We start from the raw sequence: 21677 nt of genomic DNA on the forward strand, positions 1-21677 counted from the left end.
TCGGATCCTGGTCTCTCTTGAAAGGTCCGAACTATTTACCGGCCCCACCTCCGACGGCCATCCGGACGCCAAGACCGACGATGCAGCAGCCGGCTATCCGTTGCTGCCAAAGCCTGATGCCCGGCCGCCGCATGATCCATTCACCCAGTGTGCCGGATGCGACTGCATAGGTTCCCAGAACCAGTACGCCAGTCAGTTTCTGGGTCGCGCCAAGCAACAGCATCTGCAGCCAGACCGAGCCGCGGGTCGGATCGACGAACTGAGGCAGAAAGGCGATCATGAAGGTCATGGGCCAGGGATTTATGAGATTGGCGACCATGCCTTCGCGCATCGCGGCGAGCGGCCCCACGCGCCTGATCTGATCGACCTCCAGGTCCTCCTTCGTCCCGGACAGTAAACGTATGCCCAGCCAGACCAGATAGGCTGCTCCGGCCCAGCGGAGCGCATCGAACGCCAGTGGCGATGCACGCAACAGCGAGGAGACACCCAGGGCGATTAGAGGCAATTGTACCAACCCAGCGCCCAATGTCATTCCCACGACCGTAAACAGCGCCGTGCCACGCCCTTGCCCGATGCCACGGGCCATCACAAGCATGCTGTCGGGGCCAGGTGGCATCTGCAACAGGATCACGGTACCGACAAAGGCAAACCAGAGATGGGTATCCATTCTCGTTCCTCCGCCTTGAATCTGGCTTACTTTTCAACCTTCGGGCTCTGCTTCCCATGCTTTTGCATGAGATGTTGATCGGACAATGAGGTCGAGCCTGGCCTGCAATTTCGGCTGGGTCGCGAGAGGCTCCTTGACCTTCGGAACCTTGTCGAATAGCTAGGGCATGCGTGCGCGGGTATGGTGAAATGGTATCACATGAGCCTTCCAAGCTCTTGGTGCGGGTTCGATTCCCGCTACCCGCTCCAGGTTTCCAGCGACACCGTCGGCAAGCCGAAACACTGCGCGGCAAGCGCGCAGCGCTTCAGGCATCGGTGTGCGCCGCGCTAGCTGTTGAACGCTGACGCGACCTGGTGCTGTTGCGGCATCTGGCCGTTCGGCGTCAGCTTGTCGACGATGCCGGGTAGGGCCGCGGATAGTTGCTTGAGCAATTCCTGCTCGTCGAGCCCTGTCCGTTGGGCGATCTCGCGAATGACCTGCGGTCCGATCGCGTTGCCCAGCTCATTGGCGTTGATCGACTGGTTCTGCCCTGTGCCGACCCAGGAGTCGGCGACATTGCCATGGCCGGCGTTCTTGAGCTTGTCGAGCAGGCCGCCCAGTCCGCCGAGCAGGCCGCCGTCACCGGACGTGGTTCCGACGGGTGTGGGATCGGCCGGCGCGGGAGCTTGAGGCTGCTCCGGCTGTTCGGCACTTCTGCCGCTCAGCATCTTTCCGACCAGCAGGGCACCGAGCGCGATCATCAGCGGTTTGGTGATGTTGCCGCCGGGAACGGCGTTGTCAAAAAGTCCCATAGTGGATCCTCCATCTAGCCAAGCCCGGCCCATCTTCAACAATGACGCAATCGGGCGGAATTTCAACCTGGCTTGTGGTTTTGACATTCATATGAAAATGTCCGGTTGGCGGAGGAATGGAGAGGAAAAAATGGGTATCATCAGCTGGATCATTCTCGGCGTCATCGCTGGCTTCATCGGCAGCAAGATCGTCAACAAGACGGGTCAGGGCATGATCATGGATATCGTGCTCGGCATTGTCGGTGCCATCGTAGGGGGCCTGATCTTCAGTGCCTTCGGTGCTTCGGGCGTCACCGGCCTCAACATCTACAGCCTGATCGTCGCGGTCGTGGGCGCCGTCGTGGTGTTGTGGGCCTACCATCAGTTCGCGGGCAAGCGCACCATCTAGACGTGTCGGCAGATTACCAGCTCTGCCGAATCCTGAATTGCGATAATCCGCCGTTGGTGCTGCCTGCACTGACGGTGTTGGAACCTACAATGCCGGTGTGCCGCCGCGGATCAGGCGACCACGGCCAGCCGGCGCTTGCGCTGGTCCAGCGACACGATGGTCAACCCACTGCAGACGACCAGCAGGATGCCGCAGACCGCCAGTGCATTGGGGAATTGCCCGAACACCAGCAGGCCCGAAATGACGGCCCAGACCGTGAAGCAGTAGTAGAAAGGCGCTACCGCTCCGGTCGGCCCGACGCGATAGGCCATGAAGATGAAGAAGTGGCCGAAGATCAGGAAGAAACCGGCTCCCGCCATCAGCAGCAGGTGGTGCGCCTCCGGCGCTACCCAGCGCTCGGAAACCAGATGCGCGGCGCCGGCGCCGATCAGGACCACGACGACCGCCGAGATCGCCACGATCATTCCTGGCACTTCGGCGGTGATCTTGCGGCCGGCCAGATCGCGGGCGGCGGCGAATGTCGCGTTGCCGAGGGCCAGCAAGGCGTAGACCGAAATGCCTTGCATGGTCGGTTGCGCCACCATCAGCGCGCCGATGAAGCCCAGCCCGATCAGCGCCATGCGCTGGCCGCCGATGCGCTCGCCAAACAGGATCGAGGATCCGACCAGCATCAGCAGCGGCGTGATCTGCCCCAGCGCGGTGGAATCGGCGATCTGCATGTTGGCGAGCGCGACGACGTAACAGAGGATCGCCGCCAGTTCGAGCAGGTTCCTGCGCAGCACGCGCTTGTCGAAGATCAGGGGGATCTGCTTGCCGTAGCCGAGCGCAAACAGCAGCGGAAGGCCCCACAGCGTTGCCGCGGCACCACGCAGGAACAGCACTTCGTAGGACGGCAAGCCCGTAGTGGCGAGCTTCATCATCGTGTCGTTGACCAGATATGACCCGGTCGAGACGATCATGAACAGCGGGCCGCGAATGGCAGTCGGGATGAATTGCATCGGCGCAGGAAATCAGACCCGGATCGCCGCCGCAATGGGCCATGGGCCGCCGGCAGATCCGACAGCGACAGACACGCAGGCCTGCGGAATCCTCCGATTTTCCGTCGGACCTTCGCCCATTCCCTTTTCAACGGCGGGTCCCTATATCAGCGCCATATCCCCGAAATCGGATCATGGGTTCTGGCCGAGTGAGATGGCGTCCGGGCAAAAGACGCTTGTGTTTTTTGGCCTTTCTCGCTAATCGCCCCGCATTCGACTGAACTGAAGGTCCAGGCCGTCCAAGGAAAGAGACTATGGCAAAAGGTAAATTCGAGCGCACTAAGCCTCATGTGAACATCGGCACGATTGGTCACGTCGACCATGGCAAGACGTCGCTGACGGCTGCGATCACCAAGTATTTTGGCGAATACAAGCGCTATGACCAGATCGACGCGGCGCCGGAAGAGAAGGCGCGCGGCATCACGATCTCGACGGCTCACGTCGAATACGAGACGGCCAACCGCCACTACGCGCATGTCGACTGCCCCGGCCACGCCGACTATGTGAAGAACATGATCACCGGTGCCGCGCAGATGGATGGCGCGATCCTGGTCGTGTCGGCCGCCGACGGCCCGATGCCGCAGACCCGCGAGCACATCCTGCTTGCCCGTCAGGTCGGCGTGCCGTCGATCGTGGTGTTCCTGAACAAGGTCGATCAGGTCGACGACGCCGAGCTGCTCGAACTGGTCGAGCTCGAGGTTCGCGAGCTTTTGTCGAAGAACGAATTCCCCGGCGACGACATTCCGATCGTCAAGGGTTCGGCGCTGGCGGCGCTTGAGGATTCGAACAAAACGATCGGCGAGGACGCGATCCGCGAGCTGATGGCTCAGGTCGACGCCTACATCCCGACGCCGGTTCGTCCGCTCGACAAGCCGTTCCTGATGCCGATCGAGGACGTGTTCTCGATCTCGGGCCGCGGCACGGTGGTGACCGGCCGCGTCGAGCGCGGCGTGGTCAAGGTCGGCGAGGAGCTGGAAATCATCGGCATCCGTCCGACGACCAAGACGACCTGCACGGGCGTCGAAATGTTCCGCAAGCTGCTCGATCAGGGCCAGGCCGGCGACAACATCGGCGCGCTGCTGCGCGGCGTCGACCGTGAAGGTGTCGAGCGCGGCCAGGTTCTGGCGAAGCCCGGCACGGTGAAGCCGCACAAGAAGTTCGTGGCCGAAGCCTACATCCTGACCAAGGACGAAGGTGGCCGTCACACGCCGTTCTTCACCAACTACCGTCCGCAGTTCTACTTCCGCACGACCGACGTGACCGGCATCGTGTCGCTGCCGGAAGGCACCGAGATGGTGATGCCCGGCGACAACATCACGGTCGATGTCGAGCTGATCGTGCCGATCGCCATGGAAGAGAAGCTGCGCTTCGCCATCCGTGAAGGCGGCCGCACCGTCGGTGCCGGCATCGTCGTCACCATCAAGGAATAATCGAGACCGGCTCTGCCGGATCGACAAGGAAAGGGCGGTCTTCGGGCCGCCCTTTTTCGTTTACTTGCGCTTGGCAGCGCAAGTATTGCCAGGGTTGGTTCAAACCTGTTGCAAGCGCCATGGCTGCAACTAGTATAGGTTGCACTGAGGGAGTTTTGCCAACAGTGGTTCCAAGGCGCTGTTTTGATGGGAAGGCATGGCGGTTATGGGCACTGGTTTGCCTCGTCGTCGTTATGCTGCTGCCTGTTCTGACAGCGCGAGCGGAGGATGGGCCTCCCGACATCCCGTCCATGCGCTTCGTCGTCGTGCGCAGCAACGCTCCGGGATGCGAACCCAACTGTCCTGAGTGGATATCGGCGGACGGCACCATCGCCGCCGGCACGCCGGCGCTCCTCAAGCGCACGCTCAAGGCGCTCAAGGGAAGGCAATTGCCGGTGGTCGTCAATTCGCCCGGCGGTAATGTCGATGCGGCGCTGGCACTTGGCCGGATGATCCGCAAGAACAAGCTCGATGTCGCCGTCGGCGTGACGGTTTTTTCCGGTTGCCAGCCCGAAATTGAGAACTGCAAGGACAACAAGGGCAAGAGCGCCGACTATTTCGGGATAGTCCATGACGACGGAGCCATGTGCAATTCGGCCTGTCCGCTGATGTTTTCCGGCGGTGTCCGCCGCGTGATCGGAGATTTCGGCTATCTCGGCGTCCACCAGATCACCACCACATATCACCGGGAGAAACTGCTCTACCGGACCACGTACCGGATCGTGAACGGCAAGAAGAAGATCATCAGCACCAAAGTGGTCAGCCGTAAAAACGCAGGCAGCTACAAAACCTACGAGATGAGCAGGGCCGTCGAGAAGACGCTTTCGGCGTACCTGAGGGAAATGGGGATAGGCGACGGCGTGCTGGAAATCATGAAGGCTACGCCGGCCAGCGAGATTCGTCAGATTCCGCTCGAGGCCATGTTGACGATGAAGCTGGTCACCAGCCGGGACGCAGTGGATCTGTTGACCACGGCAAGCCTCTGCGGGCTTGGCCAGCCGGCCACGAACTGCCGGGAAATAGCTGGACCTGCAAACAAGACGACGCCATCGGCCGCCCTCAAGCCCATGACTGCCGTACCGGTTCAACCGGACGCCGCGAAGGCCGGCGGGGACATGCGCTTTGTCGTGGTTCGCGGCAGCAATCCGCTGTGCAACCCCGATTGTCCGGAATGGATATCGGCGGAAGGTCCGATCACCGGCCAGACGCCGCAGAAGCTGCGGCAGTTGCTGGCCACGCTTGGCAATTGGCGGCTGCCTATCGTCATCAGTTCACGCGGAGGCGATCTGTCCAGCGCTCTCGCAATGGGACGACTTATCCATGAAAGAAAGCTCGACATAGCCGTTGCCCGGACAGATTTCGTCGACTGCGACCCCGGCGTGTGGAATTGCCTCGCCACCGAAGGAGCCTATGCCGGATTGAGCATCGATGCGGGGGCGGAGTGCGATTCTGCCTGTGCGCTCGTGTTTGCCGGCGGCGCCAGACGGCTTGTCGGCCCCCGGGCGCGGCTCAGCCTGTATCCGATGGGACAGAAGCTGGTGGTCAGGGCGTATCTCAATGAGATGGCGATCGGTCCCGCTCTGTTCGCCGCGGTCGAGCGACGCTCGGCCGAGGAGCAACTTGACGCAGACATGATGCGCAGGGTTGGACTGACAACAGGACCGCAATCGGTCGACGCGTTGACCGGCTCCACGATTTGCAAGGCCGTTGCCAAGCCCGACAATTGCCGAGGCCTGCCAGCCGCCAACGCACAGGCCGACGCACCTGCCAGGCTGTAGAGCACGGCGACGTCGAAACTGCCCATCGAGGCAGGTTGAGCCATATCCGATTTCCGCTATCGTCGCGGCCGCGGGGCCGGCGAAGGATCAAGAATGAGCCAGGACGTTCCGACACTCTACGAATGGGCCGGCGGCGCCGCGGCGCTAAACCGGCTGACGCAAACCTTCTATGACAAGGTGGCACAAGACCCGGTCGTTGGCCCGGTGTTCAAACATATGTCGCCGGATCACCCCGCCCATGTCGCCGCCTTCATCGGCGAGGTCTTCGGCGGACCGAAAACCTACAGCGAAGACTTTGGCGGCCATCGCGAAATGGTCATGCATCATCTGGGCAAGCATTTGACCGAGGAGCAGCGCCGCCGCTGGATCAATCTTCTCGCCGATGCGGCGGATGAAGTTGGTTTGCCGGACGATCCCGAATTCCGTTCTGCCTTCATGGGCTACATCGAATGGGGATCGCGGCTGGCCAAGATGAATTCCAATCTCGGCGAGACCTGCGATCCCGAGACCGAACCGATGCCGGCCTGGGGCTGGGGCGTGCCCGGCGGGCCGTACCGGGTGCCGGACAAAAAATAGCTTCCGGTTGCCGGGGAGGTGGAGGGCCGGTGCCGCAGATGCCAAGGTCGTGCGCCGGCGCGAGTGGGATGGACCGGGCTTCGAACATCTTGTGCCGCGGGGGGCAGGCGGGGCGGTTTCTGGCTGAGTTGCCGACTATCCCGATTTCTGGCGCAGGGTTAAGGCATGTTTGCTTGCAAACCGCTCTTTACAGAGCGTGCGGAAGCTTTTAGGAAGCGCCTGCGCCGAGGCGCACGTGTACGGGCATAGCTCAGTTGGTAGAGCGGCGGTCTCCAAAACCGCAGGTCGTAGGTTCGAGCCCTGCTGCCCGTGCCATTTCTAGAGATGGCATCACAACGATTTTTGCGGGCGGTCTTTGAAAATCGGTGACCCGCTTGCCATATTAGGCTCATTGGGGCATAAAGGTGCCATAGCCGGAACGGAACGACTGGATGGTTCCGAGGCGGCGTTTGGTCATAAAGCGGACACTTGCCACTTGCGTGGATCAAGAATCGGTTTTATGTAGACGAAACAGACACGCGACGCGTGAAGCTGGGAAGCCGGCTTTACGCGTCTGATTTGCATGGGCGAAATGATTGCGCTGATTCGGCGCGAGATTGGGCTCAGGCGGCACGTCCCGGCCAGCGGGATCATCCAGGGGGCCCGGCCAACGGGTCTTGAAGACAGGCGGCATATGGCTTCGAAAACCACAAATCCTTTCGTCTTTCTCCAGCAGGTGCGCGCGGAGACAGCCAAGGTGACTTGGCCGTCGCGCCGCGAGACGATGATCTCGACGATCATGGTCCTGGCCTTCGCTGTGATCGCGATGATCTTCTTCTTCACCGCCGATCAGCTCATGGGCCTCGCGGTCGAGCAGATTCTGGGCATTGGACGCTAAGTCCGGCGATTAGGAGAAGTCGTAAAAATGGCTACGCGCTGGTACATCGTCCACGCCTATTCGAACTTCGAGAAGAAGGTCGCTGAGGACATCGAGAACAAGGCCAAGCAGAAGGGTCTGTCCGCCGATATCGAGCAGATCGTGGTGCCGACCGAGAAGGTCGTCGAGGTTCGTCGCGGCCGTAAAGTCGACGCCGAGCGCAAGTTCTTTCCGGGCTACGTGCTCTTGAAGGCTAATTTGACCGACGCCGTGTTCTCGCTGGTCAAGAACACGCCGAAGGTCACCGGTTTCCTCGGCGACTCCAAGCCGGTGCCGATCACCGAGGCGGAAGCGCAGCGCATCCTGAACCAGGTGCAGGAAGGCGTCGAGCGGCCGAAGCCCTCGGTCACCTTCGAGATCGGCGAGGCGATCCGCGTTTCGGATGGTCCCTTCGCGTCGTTCAACGGTTTCGTCCAGGAAGTGGATGAGGAGCGGGCGCGGCTCAAGGTGGAAGTTTCGATCTTCGGGCGCGCCGTGCCTGTCGATCTGGAATTCGGGCAGGTCGAAAAGGGCTGATCCGAAATCCCTGATGCCGGTCTGGCGATCAGGGGAGGCGGTGCGGCAACGCGCGGCCTAGAGAACGGTGGGAGGCGAAGGCGGCTTTAGCCGGCCGCAAGAACCGCACCACCAGACTGCAACCGCCGGTGTTTCCCAGATCGCGGGGCCGGCATAGACAAAGGCAGGAAAAGAGATGGCTAAGAAAATTGCAGGCCAGCTCAAGCTCCAGGTCTCCGCGGGATCGGCTACGCCGTCGCCCCCGATCGGCCCGGCGCTTGGGCAGCGCGGCATCAACATCATGGAGTTCTGCAAAGCGTTCAACGCGCAGACCCAGGAAATGGAAAAGGGATCGCCGGTTCCGGTCGTCATCACCTATTACCAGGACAAGTCGTTCACCTTCGTCATGAAGACGCCGCCGGTGAGCTACTTCCTGAAGAAGGCCGCCAACCTGAAGTCGGGCTCGAAGGAGCCGGGCAAGGTCAAGGCTGGCACCGTTTCGCGCGACAAGGTTCGCGAAATCGCGACCGCCAAGATGAAGGATCTGAACGCGAACGACGTCGAAGCGGCCATGCGTATGGTCGAGGGCTCGGCCCGCTCGATGGGTCTGGAAGTGGTGGGCTAAGATCATGGCAAAGATTGCAAAGCGTGTATCGAAGACCCGTGAAGGCATCGATCCCAACAAGGCTTACGCGCTCGGTGATGCGCTGAAGTTGCTCAAGGATCGCTCCTCGGTCAAGTTCGACGAGACCGTCGAAGTCGCCATGAACCTCGGCGTCGACCCGCGTCACGCGGACCAGATGGTCCGCGGCGTGGTCAACCTGCCGAACGGCACCGGCCGCTCGGTTCGCGTCGCCGTGTTCGCCCGTGGCGACAAGGCTGAAGAGGCCAAGGCCGCCGGTGCCGACATCGTCGGTGCCGAGGATCTGGTCGACATCGTCCAGAAGGGCACGATCGATTTCGATCGCTGCATCGCCACGCCGGACATGATGCCGCTCGTCGGCCGTCTCGGTAAGGTGCTCGGCCCGCGCGGCATGATGCCGAACCCGAAGGTCGGCACCGTCACCACCGACGTCGCCGCGGCCGTCAAGGCATCGAAGGGCGGCGCTGTCGAGTTCCGCGTCGAAAAGGCCGGCATCGTTCATGCCGGCGTCGGCAAGGTCTCGTTCGACGTCAAGGCGCTGGAAGAGAACATCCGTGCCTTCGCCGATGCGGTGACCAAGGCAAAGCCGACCGGCGCCAAGGGCAACTACGTCAAGAAGGTGTCTGTCACCTCGACGATGGGCCCGGGCCTCAAGCTCGACGTCTCGACGCTCGCCGCGTCCTGATTGACCATTTGGACCGGCCTCTCGAAGGCCGGTCCGTGACTGAATTCCGGGCCTTGGATTGATCCTGGGCCCGGTACCGGAAGCCGGAAGGCTTCCGGACATCCTGTCCGAGATTGCGGGCGGCCCGAACCTTGATTCAAGAGGAGGGCCTTAATTCATGTGGGCCTGCATGAGACGGGTGAAAACCGGACAACGGAGCAACAAGCTCCAATGAAAGGTTCGAACCGTGTTTGCCTTTTGTCTGCGCATCGCCGGCTTGGCCGTCGATGTGGCGAAAGGGGGCAGGATCCTCGAGCGTCGTTCGGGAGATCCGTTACTGGATGGCCCGGCCGGCAAAAGGCAACCCGACGCCTGTCCTCGAAAATGGGAATGTTCCCATCAACGGGACTGGGGTCAACTGGAGATAGGCAGTGGACAGAGCGGAAAAACGCGAACTCGTCACGGGCCTGAATGATGCGTTTTCGGGCGCTGGTTCAGTCGTCGTGGCCCACTATGCCGGTATCACCGTCGCGCAAATGAACGACCTTCGGTCGAAAATGCGCGCCGCCGGTGGCACCGTTAAAGTCGCGAAGAACCGTCTCGCCAAAATCGCTCTTCAGGGCACGGACTCCGCATCGATCATCGACCTGTTCAAGGGACAGACGCTGATCGCCTATTCGGAGGATCCGATTGCGGCGCCGAAGGTCGCGTCCGATTTCGCCAAGGGGAATGACAAGCTCGTCATTCTCGGCGGCGCAATGGGCACCACCTCGCTCAACGCCGACGGTGTGAAGGCACTCGCCACACTTCCGTCGCTCGATGAGCTGCGCGCCAGGCTGGTTGGCATGATCGCCACGCCGGCAACCCGGATCGCCCAGATCGTCAATGCGCCAGCGGCCTCGGTCGCGCGCGTCATCGGCGCTTACGCCCGGAAGGACGAGGCGGCATGAGGCCGTTCCTCGCTATCAAAATCACACGTTCGAACCTAACGAAGGAATACAACAATGGCTGATCTCGCAAAGATCGTAGACGACCTTTCGAAGCTGACCGTCCTCGAGGCGGCTGAGCTGTCGAAGCTTCTGGAAGAAAAGTGGGGCGTTTCGGCTGCTGCTCCGGTCGCGGTTGCCGCTGCCGGCGGTGCTGCCGCCGCTGCTGCTCCCGTCGAGGAAAAGACGGAATTCGACGTCGTCCTCACCGACGCCGGCGCTCAGAAGATCAACGTCATCAAGGAAGTCCGCGCCATCACCGGTCTTGGCCTCAAGGAAGCCAAGGACCTGGTCGAAGCGGCTCCGAAGCCGGTCAAGGAAGCCGTTTCCAAGGCCGACGCCGACAAGTTCAAGGCCCAGCTGGAAGCAGCCGGCGCCAAGGTCGAGCTGAAGTAAGCGTATTAAGCGGCGGGCGGCCTCGCGCCGTCCGCCACTCCCTTGGGTGACCAGGGGAGGCTGCGTGACGCGAGATGTACGAAAACCTCTTTCCTGAGGGCCGAAACCGGCCTTCAGGAAACGGGTTTTCTCCCGTTTTAGCCGGTAGCCGCCAAGCAATTGGAAGGCGGCCGGAGAACAGACAGAGAGCCGCCGGCCAGGTGGCTCAGTATGCAAGACGAACCGCGGCGAGGTTCGTCCCGAGTTTAGAGCTAAGGAGCGACGATGGCCCAGACCCAGACTTTCAATGGCCGCAGACGCGTACGCAAATTTTTCGGAAAGATCCCGGAAGTTGCGGAGATGCCGAACCTCATCGAGGTTCAGAAGGCGTCCTATGACCAGTTCCTGATGGTGGACGAGCCCAAGGGCGGACGTCCCGACGAAGGGCTGCAGGCTGTTTTCAAGTCGGTCTTCCCGATCTCCGATTTTTCCGGCTCCTCCATGCTGGAGTTCGTGAAGTACGAGTTCGAAGGACCGAAATTCGACGTTGACGAATGCCGTCAGCGCGATCTGACCTATGCCGCGCCGCTGAAGGTGACGCTGCGCCTGATCGTGTTCGATATCGACGAGGATACCGGTGCCAAGTCGATCAAGGACATCAAGGAGCAGGACGTCTACATGGGCGACATGCCGCTCATGACGCTCAACGGCACCTTCATCGTCAACGGCACCGAGCGCGTCATCGTCTCGCAGATGCACCGCTCGCCGGGCGTCTTCTTCGACCATGACAAGGGCAAGTCGCACTCGTCGGGCAAGCTACTGTTTGCCGCCCGCGTCATCCCCTACCGTGGCTCGTGGCTCGACATCGAGTTCGATTCCAAGGATGTCGTGCACGCCCGTATCGACCGCCGCCGCAAGATCCCCGTGACGTCGCTGCTGATGGCGCTTGGCATGGACGGCGAGGAGATCCTGTCGACGTTCTACAACAAGATCACCTATAAGCGCGCCGGCGACCATTGGCGCATTCCGTTCAACGTCGAGCGTTTCCGCGGCCTCAAGGCCGTCGGCGACCTGGTCGACGCCGACACCGGCGAGATCGTCGTCGAGGCGGGCAAGAAGATCACCGCCCGCCAGGCACGTCAGCTCGGCGAGAAGGGTCTCAAGGCGATCAAGGCGACCGACGAGGATCTGCTCGGCAACTACCTTGCCGAGGACATCGTCAACTACGCCACCGGCGAGATTTTCCTCGAGGCCGGCGACGAGATCGACGACAAGACGCTAAAGGTGCTGCTCGGCACCGGCGAGCAGGAGATCCAGGTCCTCGACATCGACCATGTCAATGTCGGCGCCTATATCCGCAACACGCTCGCCGTCGACAAGAACGAGAGCCGCCAGGACGCACTGTTCGACATCTACCGTGTCATGCGCCCGGGCGAGCCGCCGACGCTCGAGACCGCCGAAGCCATGTTCAACTCGCTGTTCTTCGACAGCGAGCGCTACGACCTGTCTGCCGTCGGCCGTGTCAAGATGAACATGCGTCTCGAGCTCAAGGCCGAGGACACCGTGCGCGTGCTGCGCAAGGACGACATCCTGGCCGTGGTCAGGACGCTGGTCGAACTGCGTGACGGCAAGGGCGAGATCGACGACATCGACAATCTCGGCAACCGCCGCGTGCGTTCGGTCGGCGAGCTGATGGAGAACCAGTACCGCGTCGGCCTGCTTCGTATGGAGCGCGCGATCAAGGAACGCATGTCCTCGATCGAGATCGATACGGTCATGCCGCAGGACCTGATCAACGCCAAGCCGGCGGCGGCCGCCGTGCGCGAGTTCTTCGGTTCCTCGCAGCTGTCGCAGTTCATGGACCAGACTAATCCGCTGTCGGAGATCACCCACAAGCGTCGCCTGTCGGCGCTTGGACCGGGCGGTCTGACCCGCGAGCGCGCCGGCTTCGAAGTGCGCGACGTGCACCCGACGCATTACGGCCGCATCTGCCCGATCGAGACGCCGGAAGGCCCGAATATCGGTCTGATCAACTCGCTGGCGACCTTCGCGCGCGTCAACAAGTACGGCTTCATCGAAAGCCCGTACCGCAAGATCGTCGACGGCAAGCTGACCAATGACGTCGTGTATCTCTCGGCGATGGAAGAGGCCAAGCATCATGTCGCGCAGGCCAACGCCGAGCTCGACAAGAACGGCGGCTTCGTCGACGAGTTTGTCATTTGCCGCAGCGCCGGCGAAGTGATGATGGCGCCGCGCGAAAACGTCGACCTGATGGACGTGTCGCCCAAGCAGATGGTGTCCGTTGCCGCGGCGCTCATCCCGTTCCTCGAGAACGACGACGCCAACCGCGCTCTGATGGGCTCGAACATGCAGCGTCAGGCCGTGCCGCTGGTGCGCGCCGAGGCGCCGTTCGTCGGCACCGGCATGGAGCCGATCGTCGCCCGTGACTCAGGTGCCGCCATCGGCGCCCGTCGTGGCGGCATCGTCGACCAGGTGGACGCGACGCGTATCGTTATCCGCGCCACCGAGGATCTCGACCCGGGCAAGTCCGGCGTCGACATCTACCGGCTGATGAAGTTCCAGCGTTCGAACCAGAACACCTGCATCAACCAGCGTCCGCTGGTGCGTATGGGCGACCGAGTCAACAAGGGCGACATCATCGCCGACGGTCCGTCGACCGAGCTCGGTGATCTGGCGCTCGGCCGCAACGTGCTGGTCGCGTTCATGCCGTGGAACGGCTACAACTACGAGGACTCGATCCTGCTCTCCGAGCGTATCGTGGCTGACGACGTCTTCACCTCGATCCACATCGAGGAATTCGAGGTCATGGCCCGCGACACCAAGCTCGGTCCGGAGGAAATCACGCGCGATATTCCCAACGTCTCGGAAGAAGCGCTGAAGAACCTCGACGAAGCCGGCATCGTCTACATCGGTGCGGAAGTTCAGCCTGGTGATATCCTGGTCGGCAAGATCACGCCGAAGGGTGAAAGCCCGATGACGCCGGAAGAGAAGCTTCTGCGCGCCATCTTCGGGGAAAAGGCTTCCGACGTGCGCGACACTTCGATGCGCATGCCTCCGGGCACCTTCGGCACCGTCGTCGAGGTGCGCGTGTTCAACCGCCACGGTGTGGAGAAGGACGAGCGCGCCATGGCGATCGAGCGCGAGGAGATCGAACGCCTCGCCAAGGACCGTGACGACGAGCAGGCGATCCTGGATCGCAACGTCTATGCGCGTCTTTCCGACGTTCTCGTCGGCAAGGAAGCTATCGCTGGACCGAAGGGCTTCAAGAAGGGCTCTACGCTGTCCAAGGACACGCTCGACGAGTATCCGCGTTCGCAGTGGTGGCAGTTTGCGGTGGAGAACGAAAAGCTCCAGAGCGAACTGGAAGCCCTGCGTGGCCAGTACGACGATTCCAAGAAGGCGCTTGAGCAGCGCTTCATGGACAAGGTCGAGAAGGTGCAGCGCGGCGACGAAATGCCTCCGGGCGTCATGAAGATGGTCAAGGTCTTCGTGGCGGTGAAGCGCAAGATGCAGCCCGGCGACAAGATGGCCGGCCGTCACGGCAACAAGGGTGTCGTGTCGCGCATCGTTCCGGTCGAGGACATGCCTTTCCTCGAGGACGGCACGCATGCCGATATCGTGCTCAACCCGCTGGGTGTGCCGAGCCGCATGAATGTCGGCCAGATCCTGGAAACGCATCTGGGCTGGGCTTGTGCCGGAATGGGCAGGAAGATCGGCGAGCTGATCGACACGTATAAGGCTGCCGGCGATATCAAGCCGCTGCGAAAGACGTTGGAAAGCTTCATGCCGGCCAACGACCGCAACGAGCCGGTCCGCGAGTATGACGACGAGAGCATCGTTCGCCTCAGCGAGCAAATGCGCCGCGGCGTCTCCATCGCGACCCCGGTGTTCGACGGCGCGCATGAGGCTGACATCAACATCATGCTGGAGCAGGCGGGCCTGCATACCAGCGGTCAGTCGCAGCTCTATGACGGCCGCACCGGCGAGCCGTTCGATCGCAAGGTGACGATGGGCTATATCTACATGCTCAAGCTTCACCACCTGGTGGACGACAAGATCCACGCGCGTTCGATCGGCCCGTACTCGCTCGTCACCCAGCAGCCGCTGGGCGGCAAGGCGCAGTTCGGTGGCCAGCGCTTCGGCGAAATGGAGGTCTGGGCGCTGGAAGCCTACGGCGCCGCCTACACGCTGCAGGAAATGCTGACGGTGAAGTCGGACGACGTCGCCGGCCGCACCAAGGTCTACGAGGCGATCGTGCGTGGCGACGACACGTTCGAGGCAGGCATTCCCGAGAGCTTCAACGTGCTCGTCAAGGAAATGCGGTCGCTTGGCCTCAATGTCGAGCTGGAGAACACCAAGCTCGACGAAGCTCCGGTTCGACTGCCGGACGCAGCCGAGTAACGGCTATGGCGCGTCGCGGAATGCCGCGGCGCGTCCACGAAATTCGACGGCCGGTGGGCCGACCACTCAGCGGGCATTCGGCCCGCGTTAGATGCAAGGGGTTTTCGAGGACCCCGAAAAGGAGAACGGCATGAACCAAGAGGTCATGAATCTCTTCAATCCGCAGGCGCCTGCGCAGGTGTTCGATTCCATCCGGATTTCGCTTGCCAGCCCTGAGAAGATTCTGTCCTGGTCGTTCGGCGAGATCAAGAAGCCGGAGACCATCAACTACCGCACCTTCAAGCCGGAGCGTGACGGTCTGTTCTGCGCGCGCATTTTTGGCCCGATCAAGGACTACGAATGCCTGTGCGGCAAGTACAAGCGCATGAAGTACAAGGGCGTCATCTGCGAGAAGTGCGGCGTCGAAGTCACGCTGTCGCGCGTTCGCCGCGAGCGCATGGGCCATATCGAGCTGGCGGCACCCGTCGCCCATATCTGGTTCCTGAAGTCGCTGCCCTCGCGCATCGGCACGCTGCTCGACATGACGCTGAAGGACATCGAGCGCGTCCTCTACTTCGAGAACTACATCGTCACCGAGCCTGGCCTCACCGCGCTGAAGGAGCACCAGCTGCTCAGCGAGGAAGAGTACATGATCGCCGTCGACGAGTATGGCGAGGATTCCTTCACCGCCATGATCGGCGCCGAGGCCATTCATGACCTTCTGGCCGGCATGGACCTGGAGAAGATCGCCGGCGACCTGCGTTCGGAACTGGCTTCGACCACGTCCGAGCTGAAGCAGAAGAAGTACCTGAAGCGGCTCAAGGTCGTCGAGAACTTCATGGAATCCGGCAACCGTCCGGAATGGATGATCATGAAGGTCGTTCCGGTGATCCCGCCGGACCTGCGCCCGCTGGTTCCCCTGGATGGTGGACGCTTCGCCACCTCCGACCTGAACGATCTCTATCGCCGCGTCATCAACCGCAACAACCGCCTGAAGCGGCTGATCGAGCTGCGGGCGCCGGGCATCATCGTGCGCAATGAAAAGCGCATGCTGCAGGAAGCCGTCGATGCGCTGTTCGACAACGGCCGTCGCGGCCGCGTCATCACCGGCGCCAACAAGCGTCCGCTGAAGTCGCTGTCCGACATGCTCAAGGGCAAGCAGGGCCGGTTCCGTCAGAACCTGCTCGGCAAGCGCGTCGACTATTCCGGCCGCTCGGTCATCGTCACCGGTCCGGAGCTCAAGCTGCATCAGTGCGGCCTCCCGAAGAAGATGGCGCTCGAACTGTTCAAGCCCTTCATCTACGCCCGTCTCGACGCCAAGGGTTACTCTTCGACCGTCAAGCAGGCGAAGAAGCTGGTCGAGAAGGAGCGTCCGGAAGTCTGGGATATCCTCGACGAGGTCATCCGCGAGCATCCGGTTCTCTTGAACCGCGCGCCGACGCTGCACCGCCTCGGCATCCAGGCGTTCGAGCCGATCCTGATCGAAGGCAAGGCGATCCAGCTTCACCCGCTGGTCTGCACGGCCTTCAACGCCGACTTCGACGGTGACCAGATGGCCGTTCACGTGCCGCTGTCGCTTGAAGCGCAGTTGGAAGCCCGCGTGCTGATGATGTCGACCAACAACATCCTGCACCCGGCCTCCGGCGCGCCGATCATCGTGCCGTCGCAGGACATGGTTCTGGGTCTCTACTACCTCTCGATCGTCAACCAGAACGAGCCGGGCGAGGGCATGGTGTTTGCCGATATGGGCGAACTCCAGCACGCGCTCGAGACCAAGGCCGTGACCTTGCACGCCAAGATCAAGGGCCGCTTCCGCACGGTCGACGCCGAAGGCAAGGTCGTGTCGAAGATCCATGACACCACGCCTGGCCGCATGATCATCGGCGAGCTTTTGCCGAAGAACGTCAATGTGCCTTACGAGACCGCCAACCAGGAGATGACCAAGAAGAACATCTCCAAGATGATCGACACCGTCTACCGCCATTGCGGTCAGAAGGAGACGGTCATTTTCTGCGATCGCATCATGGCGCTCGGCTTTGCTCATGCGTGTCGTGCCGGCATCTCGTTCGGCAAGGACGACATGCTGATCCCGGACACCAAGATCAAGCTGGTGTCGGACACCGAGGCCTTGGCCAAGGAGTACGAGCAGCAGTACAATGACGGCCTGATCACGCAGGGCGAAAAGTACAACAAGGTCGTCGACGCCTGGGCCAAGTGCTCGGAAAAGGTCGCCGACGAAATGATGGCCCGCATCAAGGCGGTCGAGTTCGAAGACAATGGCCGTCAGAAGCCGATGAACTCGATCTACATGATGTCGCACTCCGGTGCGCGTGGCTCGCCCACCCAGATGCGCCAGCTTGCCGGCATGCGCGGCCTGATGGCCAAGCCGTCGGGTGAAATCATCGAGACGCCGATCATCTCGAACTTCAAGGAAGGTCTGACCGTGCTCGAGTACTTCAACTCGACCCACGGTGCCCGCAAGGGTCTGGCCGACACCGCCTTGAAGACGGCGAACTCGGGTTACCTCACCCGTCGTCTGGTCGACGTGGCGCAGGACTGCATCGTCAACTCCGTGGATTGCGGCACCGACAAGGGCCTCACCATGCAGCCGATCGTCGATGCCGGTCAGGTCGTCGCTTCGGTCGGCCAGCGCGTGCTGGGCCGTACATCGCTGGACGACATCACCCATCCGGTGTCGGGCGAGGTTCTGGTCAAGGCCGGAACGCTCATGGACGAGCGTGACGTCGAGCAGATCGAAAAGGCCGGCGTGCAGTCGGTCCGCATCCGCTCGGCCCTGACCTGTGAGGTCAGGATCGGCGTCTGCGCGGTCTGCTACGGACGCGATCTGGCCCGCGGCACCCCGGTCAACCAGGGCGAAGCCGTCGGCGTCATCGCGGCGCAGTCGATCGGCGAGCCGGGCACGCAGCTCACCATGCGCACCTTCCACATGGGCGGTACCGCGCAGGTGGTGGACAGCTCGTTCCTTGAAGCCTCCTATGAGGGCAAGGTCGAGATCCGCAACCGCAACGTGGTGCGCAACTCGGACGGCCAGCAGATGGTCATGGGCCGCAACATGGCGGTGCTGATCCTCGACGAAGCCGGCAAGGAGCGGGCGACGCACCGTGTCACCTATGGTTCACGCATCTTCGTGGACGATGGCGACAAGGTGAAGCGCGGTCAGCGTATTGCCGAGTGGGATCCCTATACCCGTCCTGTCCTTACTGAAATCGAGGGCAAGGTGTCGTATGAGGATCTGGTCGACGGCATTTCCGTTCAGGAAACGGCCGACGAGTCGACCGGCATCACCAAGCGTGAGGTCATCGACTGGCGGTCGACGCCGCGCGGCAACGACCTCAAGCCTGCGATTGCCATCCTGGACTCCAAGGGCAAGGTCGGCAAGCTGTCGAAGGGCGGCGATGCCCGCTTCCTGCTCTCGGTCGAGGCCATTCTCTCGGTCGAGCCGGGTTCCCAGGTTCGCCCCGGCGACGTCCTGGCGCGTATCCCGATGGAAAGCGCCAAGACCAAGGACATCACTGGCGGTCTGCCGCGTGTCGCCGAACTGTTCGAGGCACGTCGTCCGAAGGATCACGCCATCATCGCCGAGATCGATGGCACGATCCGCTTCGGTCGCGACTACAAGAACAAGCGCCGCATCATCATCGAGCCGCACGACTCGACGCTTGAGCCGGTCGAGTACCTGATCCCGAAGGGCAAGCCGTTCCATCTCCAGGACGGCGACGTCATCGAGAAGGGCGACTACATCCTCGACGGCAATCCGGCGCCGCACGACATCCTGGCGATCAAGGGCGTGGAGGCACTTGCTTCCTACCTCGTCAACGAGATCCAGGAAGTCTACCGCCTGCAGGGCGTGTCGATCAACGACAAGCACATCGAGGTGATCGTTCGCCAGATGCTGCAGAAGGTCGAGATCACGGTGCAGGGCGACTCGACCTACATCCCGGGCGATCATGTCGACGTGATCGAACTGGAAGAGGTCAACGAGCGTCTGGTCGAGGACGGCAAGAAGCCGGCCGAGGGCCAGCCGGTGCTGCTCGGCATCACCAAGGCATCGCTGCAGACGCCGTCCTTCATCTCGGCCGCCTCCTTCCAGGAGACGACCAGGGTGCTGACGGAAGCCGCGGTTGCCGGCAAGACCGACATGCTGCAGGGCTTGAAGGAAAACGTCATTGTCGGCCGGCTGATTCCGGCCGGTACCGGCGGCACGATGAGCCAGATCCGGCGCATCGCCACCTCGCGCGACGAACTCATCATCGACGAGCGCCGCAAGGCCTCCGGTGTGGAAGTCGCCGAGCCGATGCTGGCGGACATGACAACCGCCGCGCAGTAAGCGGCGGCAAAAATCTCGGGTAACAGAAGCCGTCGGGGCAACCCGGCGGCTTTTTCTTTTTTACGATCGGAGGAAAGCAGATGAGCACGAAGACCTGGACGGCTGTCGATAATTACATCGTCTCCTCGCTCTTCGAGGCGGATCCCGTTCTCGACGCGGTTCTGGCGGCCAACCGTGACAATGGCCTGCCGGCGATCGACGTCTCGGCGGCGCAAGGAAAACTGCTCTCGCTGCTGGTGCGCATCAGCGGCGCGAAAAAGGTGCTCGAGATCGGCACGCTGGGCGGCTACTCGACCGTCTGGATGGCGCGGGGATTGCCCGCCGACGGCAAGGTCGTGACGCTCGAACTCGATCCGCACCATGCCAGCGTCGCGCGTTCGAATTTCAAGCGGGCCGATGTCGCGGACCGCGTGGAATTGCGCGTCGGCCCGGCGCTCCAGTCGCTTGCAGCACTGGGTGGCGAGAACGCCGGTCCGTTCGACCTCATCTTCATCGATGCCGACAAGCCGAACAACCCGAACTATCTGTCCTGGGCCTTGCGGCTGTCGCGCCCTGGAACGGTCATCATCTGTGACAACGTCATCCGTGACGGCGCCGTGCTGGATGAGGATGGTCGCGACGCCAATGTCGAAGGCGCACGCGCGGCGTTTTCCTTCATCGGCGGCGACAGACGGCTGGACGGCACCGCCATCCAGACGGTGGGCGCCAAGGGCTATGACGGCTTTGCCATCGCGATCGTCGACTGAACCGACGGCTGAGGCGCCGCCACAACCATACGACGAACTGGCAAGAGGTCCGTCGATTGAAACAGGCCAATATCGGTGGGGCAGGTGATGGAAATGATCGAAAAAGCCGACACCAGCCCGATCGCCCGGCAAACGCTCATCGCTTACGTCGCGGGGGTCGGTGAAACCGCTGGCGCGATAGTCGACATGATCGGCGATGACGGCTCGCGCACCGTCTCCTGCCGGAAATCTTTCACTCTGGACACGGGGTCGCTACGCGCCGCGCTTGAAGCGGGTGCGCCCCGTCAGACCAGTTGGTCGCGGACGCCGGCGGACGCCACTGATCGTCGCCGATATGGTCAAGCGTGCCGGCTGCCGGGCCAAGGACTGATCCACCGGATATCGTCGCGCGGTCATGTGACCGCGCGACGTTCGGGGTGCCACGATCAGCTCAGTCGAAAAACGCTTCCACTACATTGCGCTTGCCCAGCATGAACGCGTCGGCCACGTGCTGGAGCGGCGCCAGGTCCACATCCGATTCGCCGGCGTGCACGATCTCGGCAAAACGCCCGTAGAGCATCGGATATTCCGCTTCCGGCTCCTGGTGTACGACACTGCCGTCGACCGCGAGCTTCGAGCCGCCACCCGAGAGCACCATCTGTCCAGCATCCGTGTCGGCCAGGATGTCCCAGCTCTGCGGTCCGGTCTGCAACCAGTCGAGATCCATCGTCACATCAGATCCGTTCGCCGCGCGGAAGGCGACCTGGGCCGCGATCGGTGCATCACGGTTCTCCGGAAAATCGAGCACGGCCGAAGTGATGTACATGGCCGGCAGGATGTAGGTTGCGATCGACAGCGCGTTGATGCCGGGATCGAAGACACCGAAGCCGCCAGGCTGCCAGATCCAGTCCTGATTCGGATGCCAGCGCCGTACATCTTCCTTCCAGACGATCGCCGCCGATTTGATTTTCGTCGAAGCCAGGAATGTCCGTGCGGCCTCCACCGCCGGCGCGTATCGCGAGTGCCAGCTGGCGAACAAAGAGACGCCTTGTTTCGTCGCGAACGCCTTCAGGTCCTCGACTTCGCTGACCGTGGCACCCGGGGGCTTTTCCAGGAAGACGTGCTTTCCGGCCTCGAGCGCCTTGCGCGCGGCGTCATAGCGGAACTGCGGCGGCATGCACAGCGACACGGCGTCGAGTTCGGGAACCGCGCCAAGCATCGTCTCAATATCGGGGAAATTCGCGATGCCGTCGACCTTGCCATGCCGGCTGGCCGCCGCGATCAGCTGGTAGTCCCGATCCTTGGCCAGTGCCGGAAGGTGTTGGTCGCGGACGATCTTGCCGACGCCGACGATGCCGATTCTTATGGGCGAGATGGATGAGGACATGAGGCTCCGCCGGGTTTGGACGACTGCGCGT

Annotated in this window: 17 protein-coding genes and 2 tRNA genes; 15 read left to right on the top strand and 4 right to left on the bottom strand. The window is 62.2% G+C overall.

Annotated features, from left to right (window positions below):
- Positions 1-31 precede the first annotated feature (31 nt).
- Positions 32-667 (bottom strand): LysE family translocator, encoded by a 636-nt coding sequence (locus tag O7A61_RS02480; RefSeq protein WP_337128237.1) that lies wholly within the window; start codon positions 665-667, stop codon positions 32-34.
- Positions 668-841: 174 nt separating this feature from the next.
- Here O7A61_RS02480 and O7A61_RS02485 point away from each other — a divergent pair.
- A tRNA-Gly gene (locus O7A61_RS02485) sits at positions 842-915 on the top strand.
- Between the two features lie 78 nt (positions 916-993).
- On the opposite strand, the gene O7A61_RS02490 is transcribed toward O7A61_RS02485, so the two are convergent.
- Positions 994-1458 (bottom strand): YidB family protein, encoded by a 465-nt coding sequence (locus O7A61_RS02490; protein ID WP_337128238.1) that lies wholly within the window; start codon positions 1456-1458, stop codon positions 994-996.
- 130 nt (positions 1459-1588) lie between these two features.
- Between O7A61_RS02490 and O7A61_RS02495 the strand changes: the two genes are divergently transcribed.
- A complete protein-coding gene (locus O7A61_RS02495) occupies positions 1589-1846 on the top strand; it encodes a GlsB/YeaQ/YmgE family stress response membrane protein (protein WP_015318000.1) in 258 nt (85 codons plus the stop codon).
- 110 nt (positions 1847-1956) lie between these two features.
- On the opposite strand, the gene O7A61_RS02500 is transcribed toward O7A61_RS02495, so the two are convergent.
- On the bottom strand, positions 1957-2844 hold the full coding sequence (locus O7A61_RS02500) for a DMT family transporter (protein ID WP_337128239.1): 888 nt from the start codon (positions 2842-2844) through the stop codon (positions 1957-1959).
- A gap of 293 nt (positions 2845-3137) precedes the next feature.
- On the opposite strand from O7A61_RS02500, the gene tuf reads away from it, so the two are divergent.
- The 13 genes from tuf (at position 3138) to O7A61_RS02565 (ending at position 20280) form a co-directional block, all read left to right on the top strand.
- Positions 3138-4313, top strand: coding sequence for an elongation factor Tu (gene tuf / locus O7A61_RS02505; RefSeq protein ID WP_013895701.1), 1176 nt, complete (start codon positions 3138-3140; stop codon positions 4311-4313).
- Between the two features lie 164 nt (positions 4314-4477).
- The gene (locus O7A61_RS02510) at positions 4478-6130 is read left to right on the top strand and encodes a hypothetical protein (protein WP_337128240.1); all 1653 of its coding nucleotides are present in this window, start codon (positions 4478-4480) and stop codon (positions 6128-6130) included.
- A 93-nt stretch (positions 6131-6223) separates the two neighbouring features.
- Complete coding sequence (locus O7A61_RS02515; protein WP_337128241.1) at positions 6224-6706, top strand: group II truncated hemoglobin; 483 nt, start codon at positions 6224-6226, stop codon at positions 6704-6706.
- Between the two features lie 239 nt (positions 6707-6945).
- Positions 6946-7021 (top strand) — tRNA-Trp (locus O7A61_RS02520).
- Between the two features lie 358 nt (positions 7022-7379).
- Positions 7380-7583, top strand: a complete 204-nt coding sequence (gene secE, locus O7A61_RS02525) for a preprotein translocase subunit SecE (protein ID WP_027146633.1) — start codon at positions 7380-7382, stop codon at positions 7581-7583.
- 27 nt (positions 7584-7610) lie between these two features.
- The gene (nusG, locus tag O7A61_RS02530) at positions 7611-8138 is read left to right on the top strand and encodes a transcription termination/antitermination protein NusG (RefSeq protein WP_015317996.1); all 528 of its coding nucleotides are present in this window, start codon (positions 7611-7613) and stop codon (positions 8136-8138) included.
- A gap of 175 nt (positions 8139-8313) precedes the next feature.
- On the top strand, positions 8314-8742 hold the full coding sequence (rplK, locus tag O7A61_RS02535) for a 50S ribosomal protein L11 (protein WP_010909262.1): 429 nt from the start codon (positions 8314-8316) through the stop codon (positions 8740-8742).
- Positions 8743-8746: 4 nt separating this feature from the next.
- Positions 8747-9445, top strand: a complete 699-nt coding sequence (rplA, locus tag O7A61_RS02540) for a 50S ribosomal protein L1 (RefSeq protein ID WP_027146632.1) — start codon at positions 8747-8749, stop codon at positions 9443-9445.
- Positions 9446-9855: 410 nt separating this feature from the next.
- Positions 9856-10374: a 50S ribosomal protein L10 gene (rplJ, locus tag O7A61_RS02545; protein WP_027146631.1), complete on the top strand. Its 519-nt coding sequence runs from the start codon at positions 9856-9858 to the stop codon at positions 10372-10374.
- Between the two features lie 54 nt (positions 10375-10428).
- Complete coding sequence (gene rplL, locus O7A61_RS02550; protein ID WP_027146630.1) at positions 10429-10806, top strand: 50S ribosomal protein L7/L12; 378 nt, start codon at positions 10429-10431, stop codon at positions 10804-10806.
- Positions 10807-11070: 264 nt separating this feature from the next.
- Entirely contained in the window at positions 11071-15207 is a 4137-nt protein-coding gene (rpoB, locus tag O7A61_RS02555; RefSeq protein WP_027146629.1) for a DNA-directed RNA polymerase subunit beta, read from the top strand.
- A gap of 130 nt (positions 15208-15337) precedes the next feature.
- Positions 15338-19534, top strand: a complete 4197-nt coding sequence (gene rpoC, locus O7A61_RS02560; protein WP_027146628.1) for a DNA-directed RNA polymerase subunit beta' — start codon at positions 15338-15340, stop codon at positions 19532-19534.
- A gap of 80 nt (positions 19535-19614) precedes the next feature.
- A complete protein-coding gene (locus O7A61_RS02565) occupies positions 19615-20280 on the top strand; it encodes an O-methyltransferase (protein WP_337128242.1) in 666 nt (221 codons plus the stop codon).
- Between the two features lie 430 nt (positions 20281-20710).
- On the opposite strand, the gene O7A61_RS02570 is transcribed toward O7A61_RS02565, so the two are convergent.
- Complete coding sequence (locus O7A61_RS02570; protein ID WP_337128274.1) at positions 20711-21634, bottom strand: Gfo/Idh/MocA family protein; 924 nt, start codon at positions 21632-21634, stop codon at positions 20711-20713.
- Between the last annotated feature and the right edge of the window lie 43 nt (positions 21635-21677).

Origin of the sequence: Mesorhizobium sp. Cs1321R2N1 (assembly GCF_037179725.1) — a bacterium.
Taxonomy (GTDB): Bacteria; Pseudomonadota; Alphaproteobacteria; order Rhizobiales; family Rhizobiaceae; genus Mesorhizobium; species Mesorhizobium salmacidum.

Excerpts from the sequence above, each read along its gene's own strand:
- rplL (WP_027146630.1), top strand. The coding sequence starts at position 10,429 with ATGGCTGATCTCGCAAAGATCGTAGACGACCTTTCGAAGCTGACCGTC.
- rplA (WP_027146632.1), top strand. The coding sequence starts at position 8,747 with ATGGCAAAGATTGCAAAGCGTGTATCGAAGACCCGTGAAGGCATCGAT.
- O7A61_RS02490 (WP_337128238.1), bottom strand. The coding sequence starts at position 1,458 with ATGGGACTTTTTGACAACGCCGTTCCCGGCGGCAACATCACCAAACCG.
- tuf (WP_013895701.1), top strand. The coding sequence starts at position 3,138 with ATGGCAAAAGGTAAATTCGAGCGCACTAAGCCTCATGTGAACATCGGC.
- rplK (WP_010909262.1), top strand. The coding sequence starts at position 8,314 with ATGGCTAAGAAAATTGCAGGCCAGCTCAAGCTCCAGGTCTCCGCGGGA.
- rpoB (WP_027146629.1), top strand. The coding sequence starts at position 11,071 with ATGGCCCAGACCCAGACTTTCAATGGCCGCAGACGCGTACGCAAATTT.
- O7A61_RS02480 (WP_337128237.1), bottom strand. The coding sequence starts at position 667 with ATGGATACCCATCTCTGGTTTGCCTTTGTCGGTACCGTGATCCTGTTG.
- O7A61_RS02515 (WP_337128241.1), top strand. The coding sequence starts at position 6,224 with ATGAGCCAGGACGTTCCGACACTCTACGAATGGGCCGGCGGCGCCGCG.
- nusG (WP_015317996.1), top strand. The coding sequence starts at position 7,611 with ATGGCTACGCGCTGGTACATCGTCCACGCCTATTCGAACTTCGAGAAG.
- rpoC (WP_027146628.1), top strand. The coding sequence starts at position 15,338 with ATGAACCAAGAGGTCATGAATCTCTTCAATCCGCAGGCGCCTGCGCAG.
- O7A61_RS02500 (WP_337128239.1), bottom strand. The coding sequence starts at position 2,844 with ATGCAATTCATCCCGACTGCCATTCGCGGCCCGCTGTTCATGATCGTC.
- secE (WP_027146633.1), top strand. The coding sequence starts at position 7,380 with ATGGCTTCGAAAACCACAAATCCTTTCGTCTTTCTCCAGCAGGTGCGC.
- O7A61_RS02495 (WP_015318000.1), top strand. The coding sequence starts at position 1,589 with ATGGGTATCATCAGCTGGATCATTCTCGGCGTCATCGCTGGCTTCATC.
- O7A61_RS02565 (WP_337128242.1), top strand. The coding sequence starts at position 19,615 with ATGAGCACGAAGACCTGGACGGCTGTCGATAATTACATCGTCTCCTCG.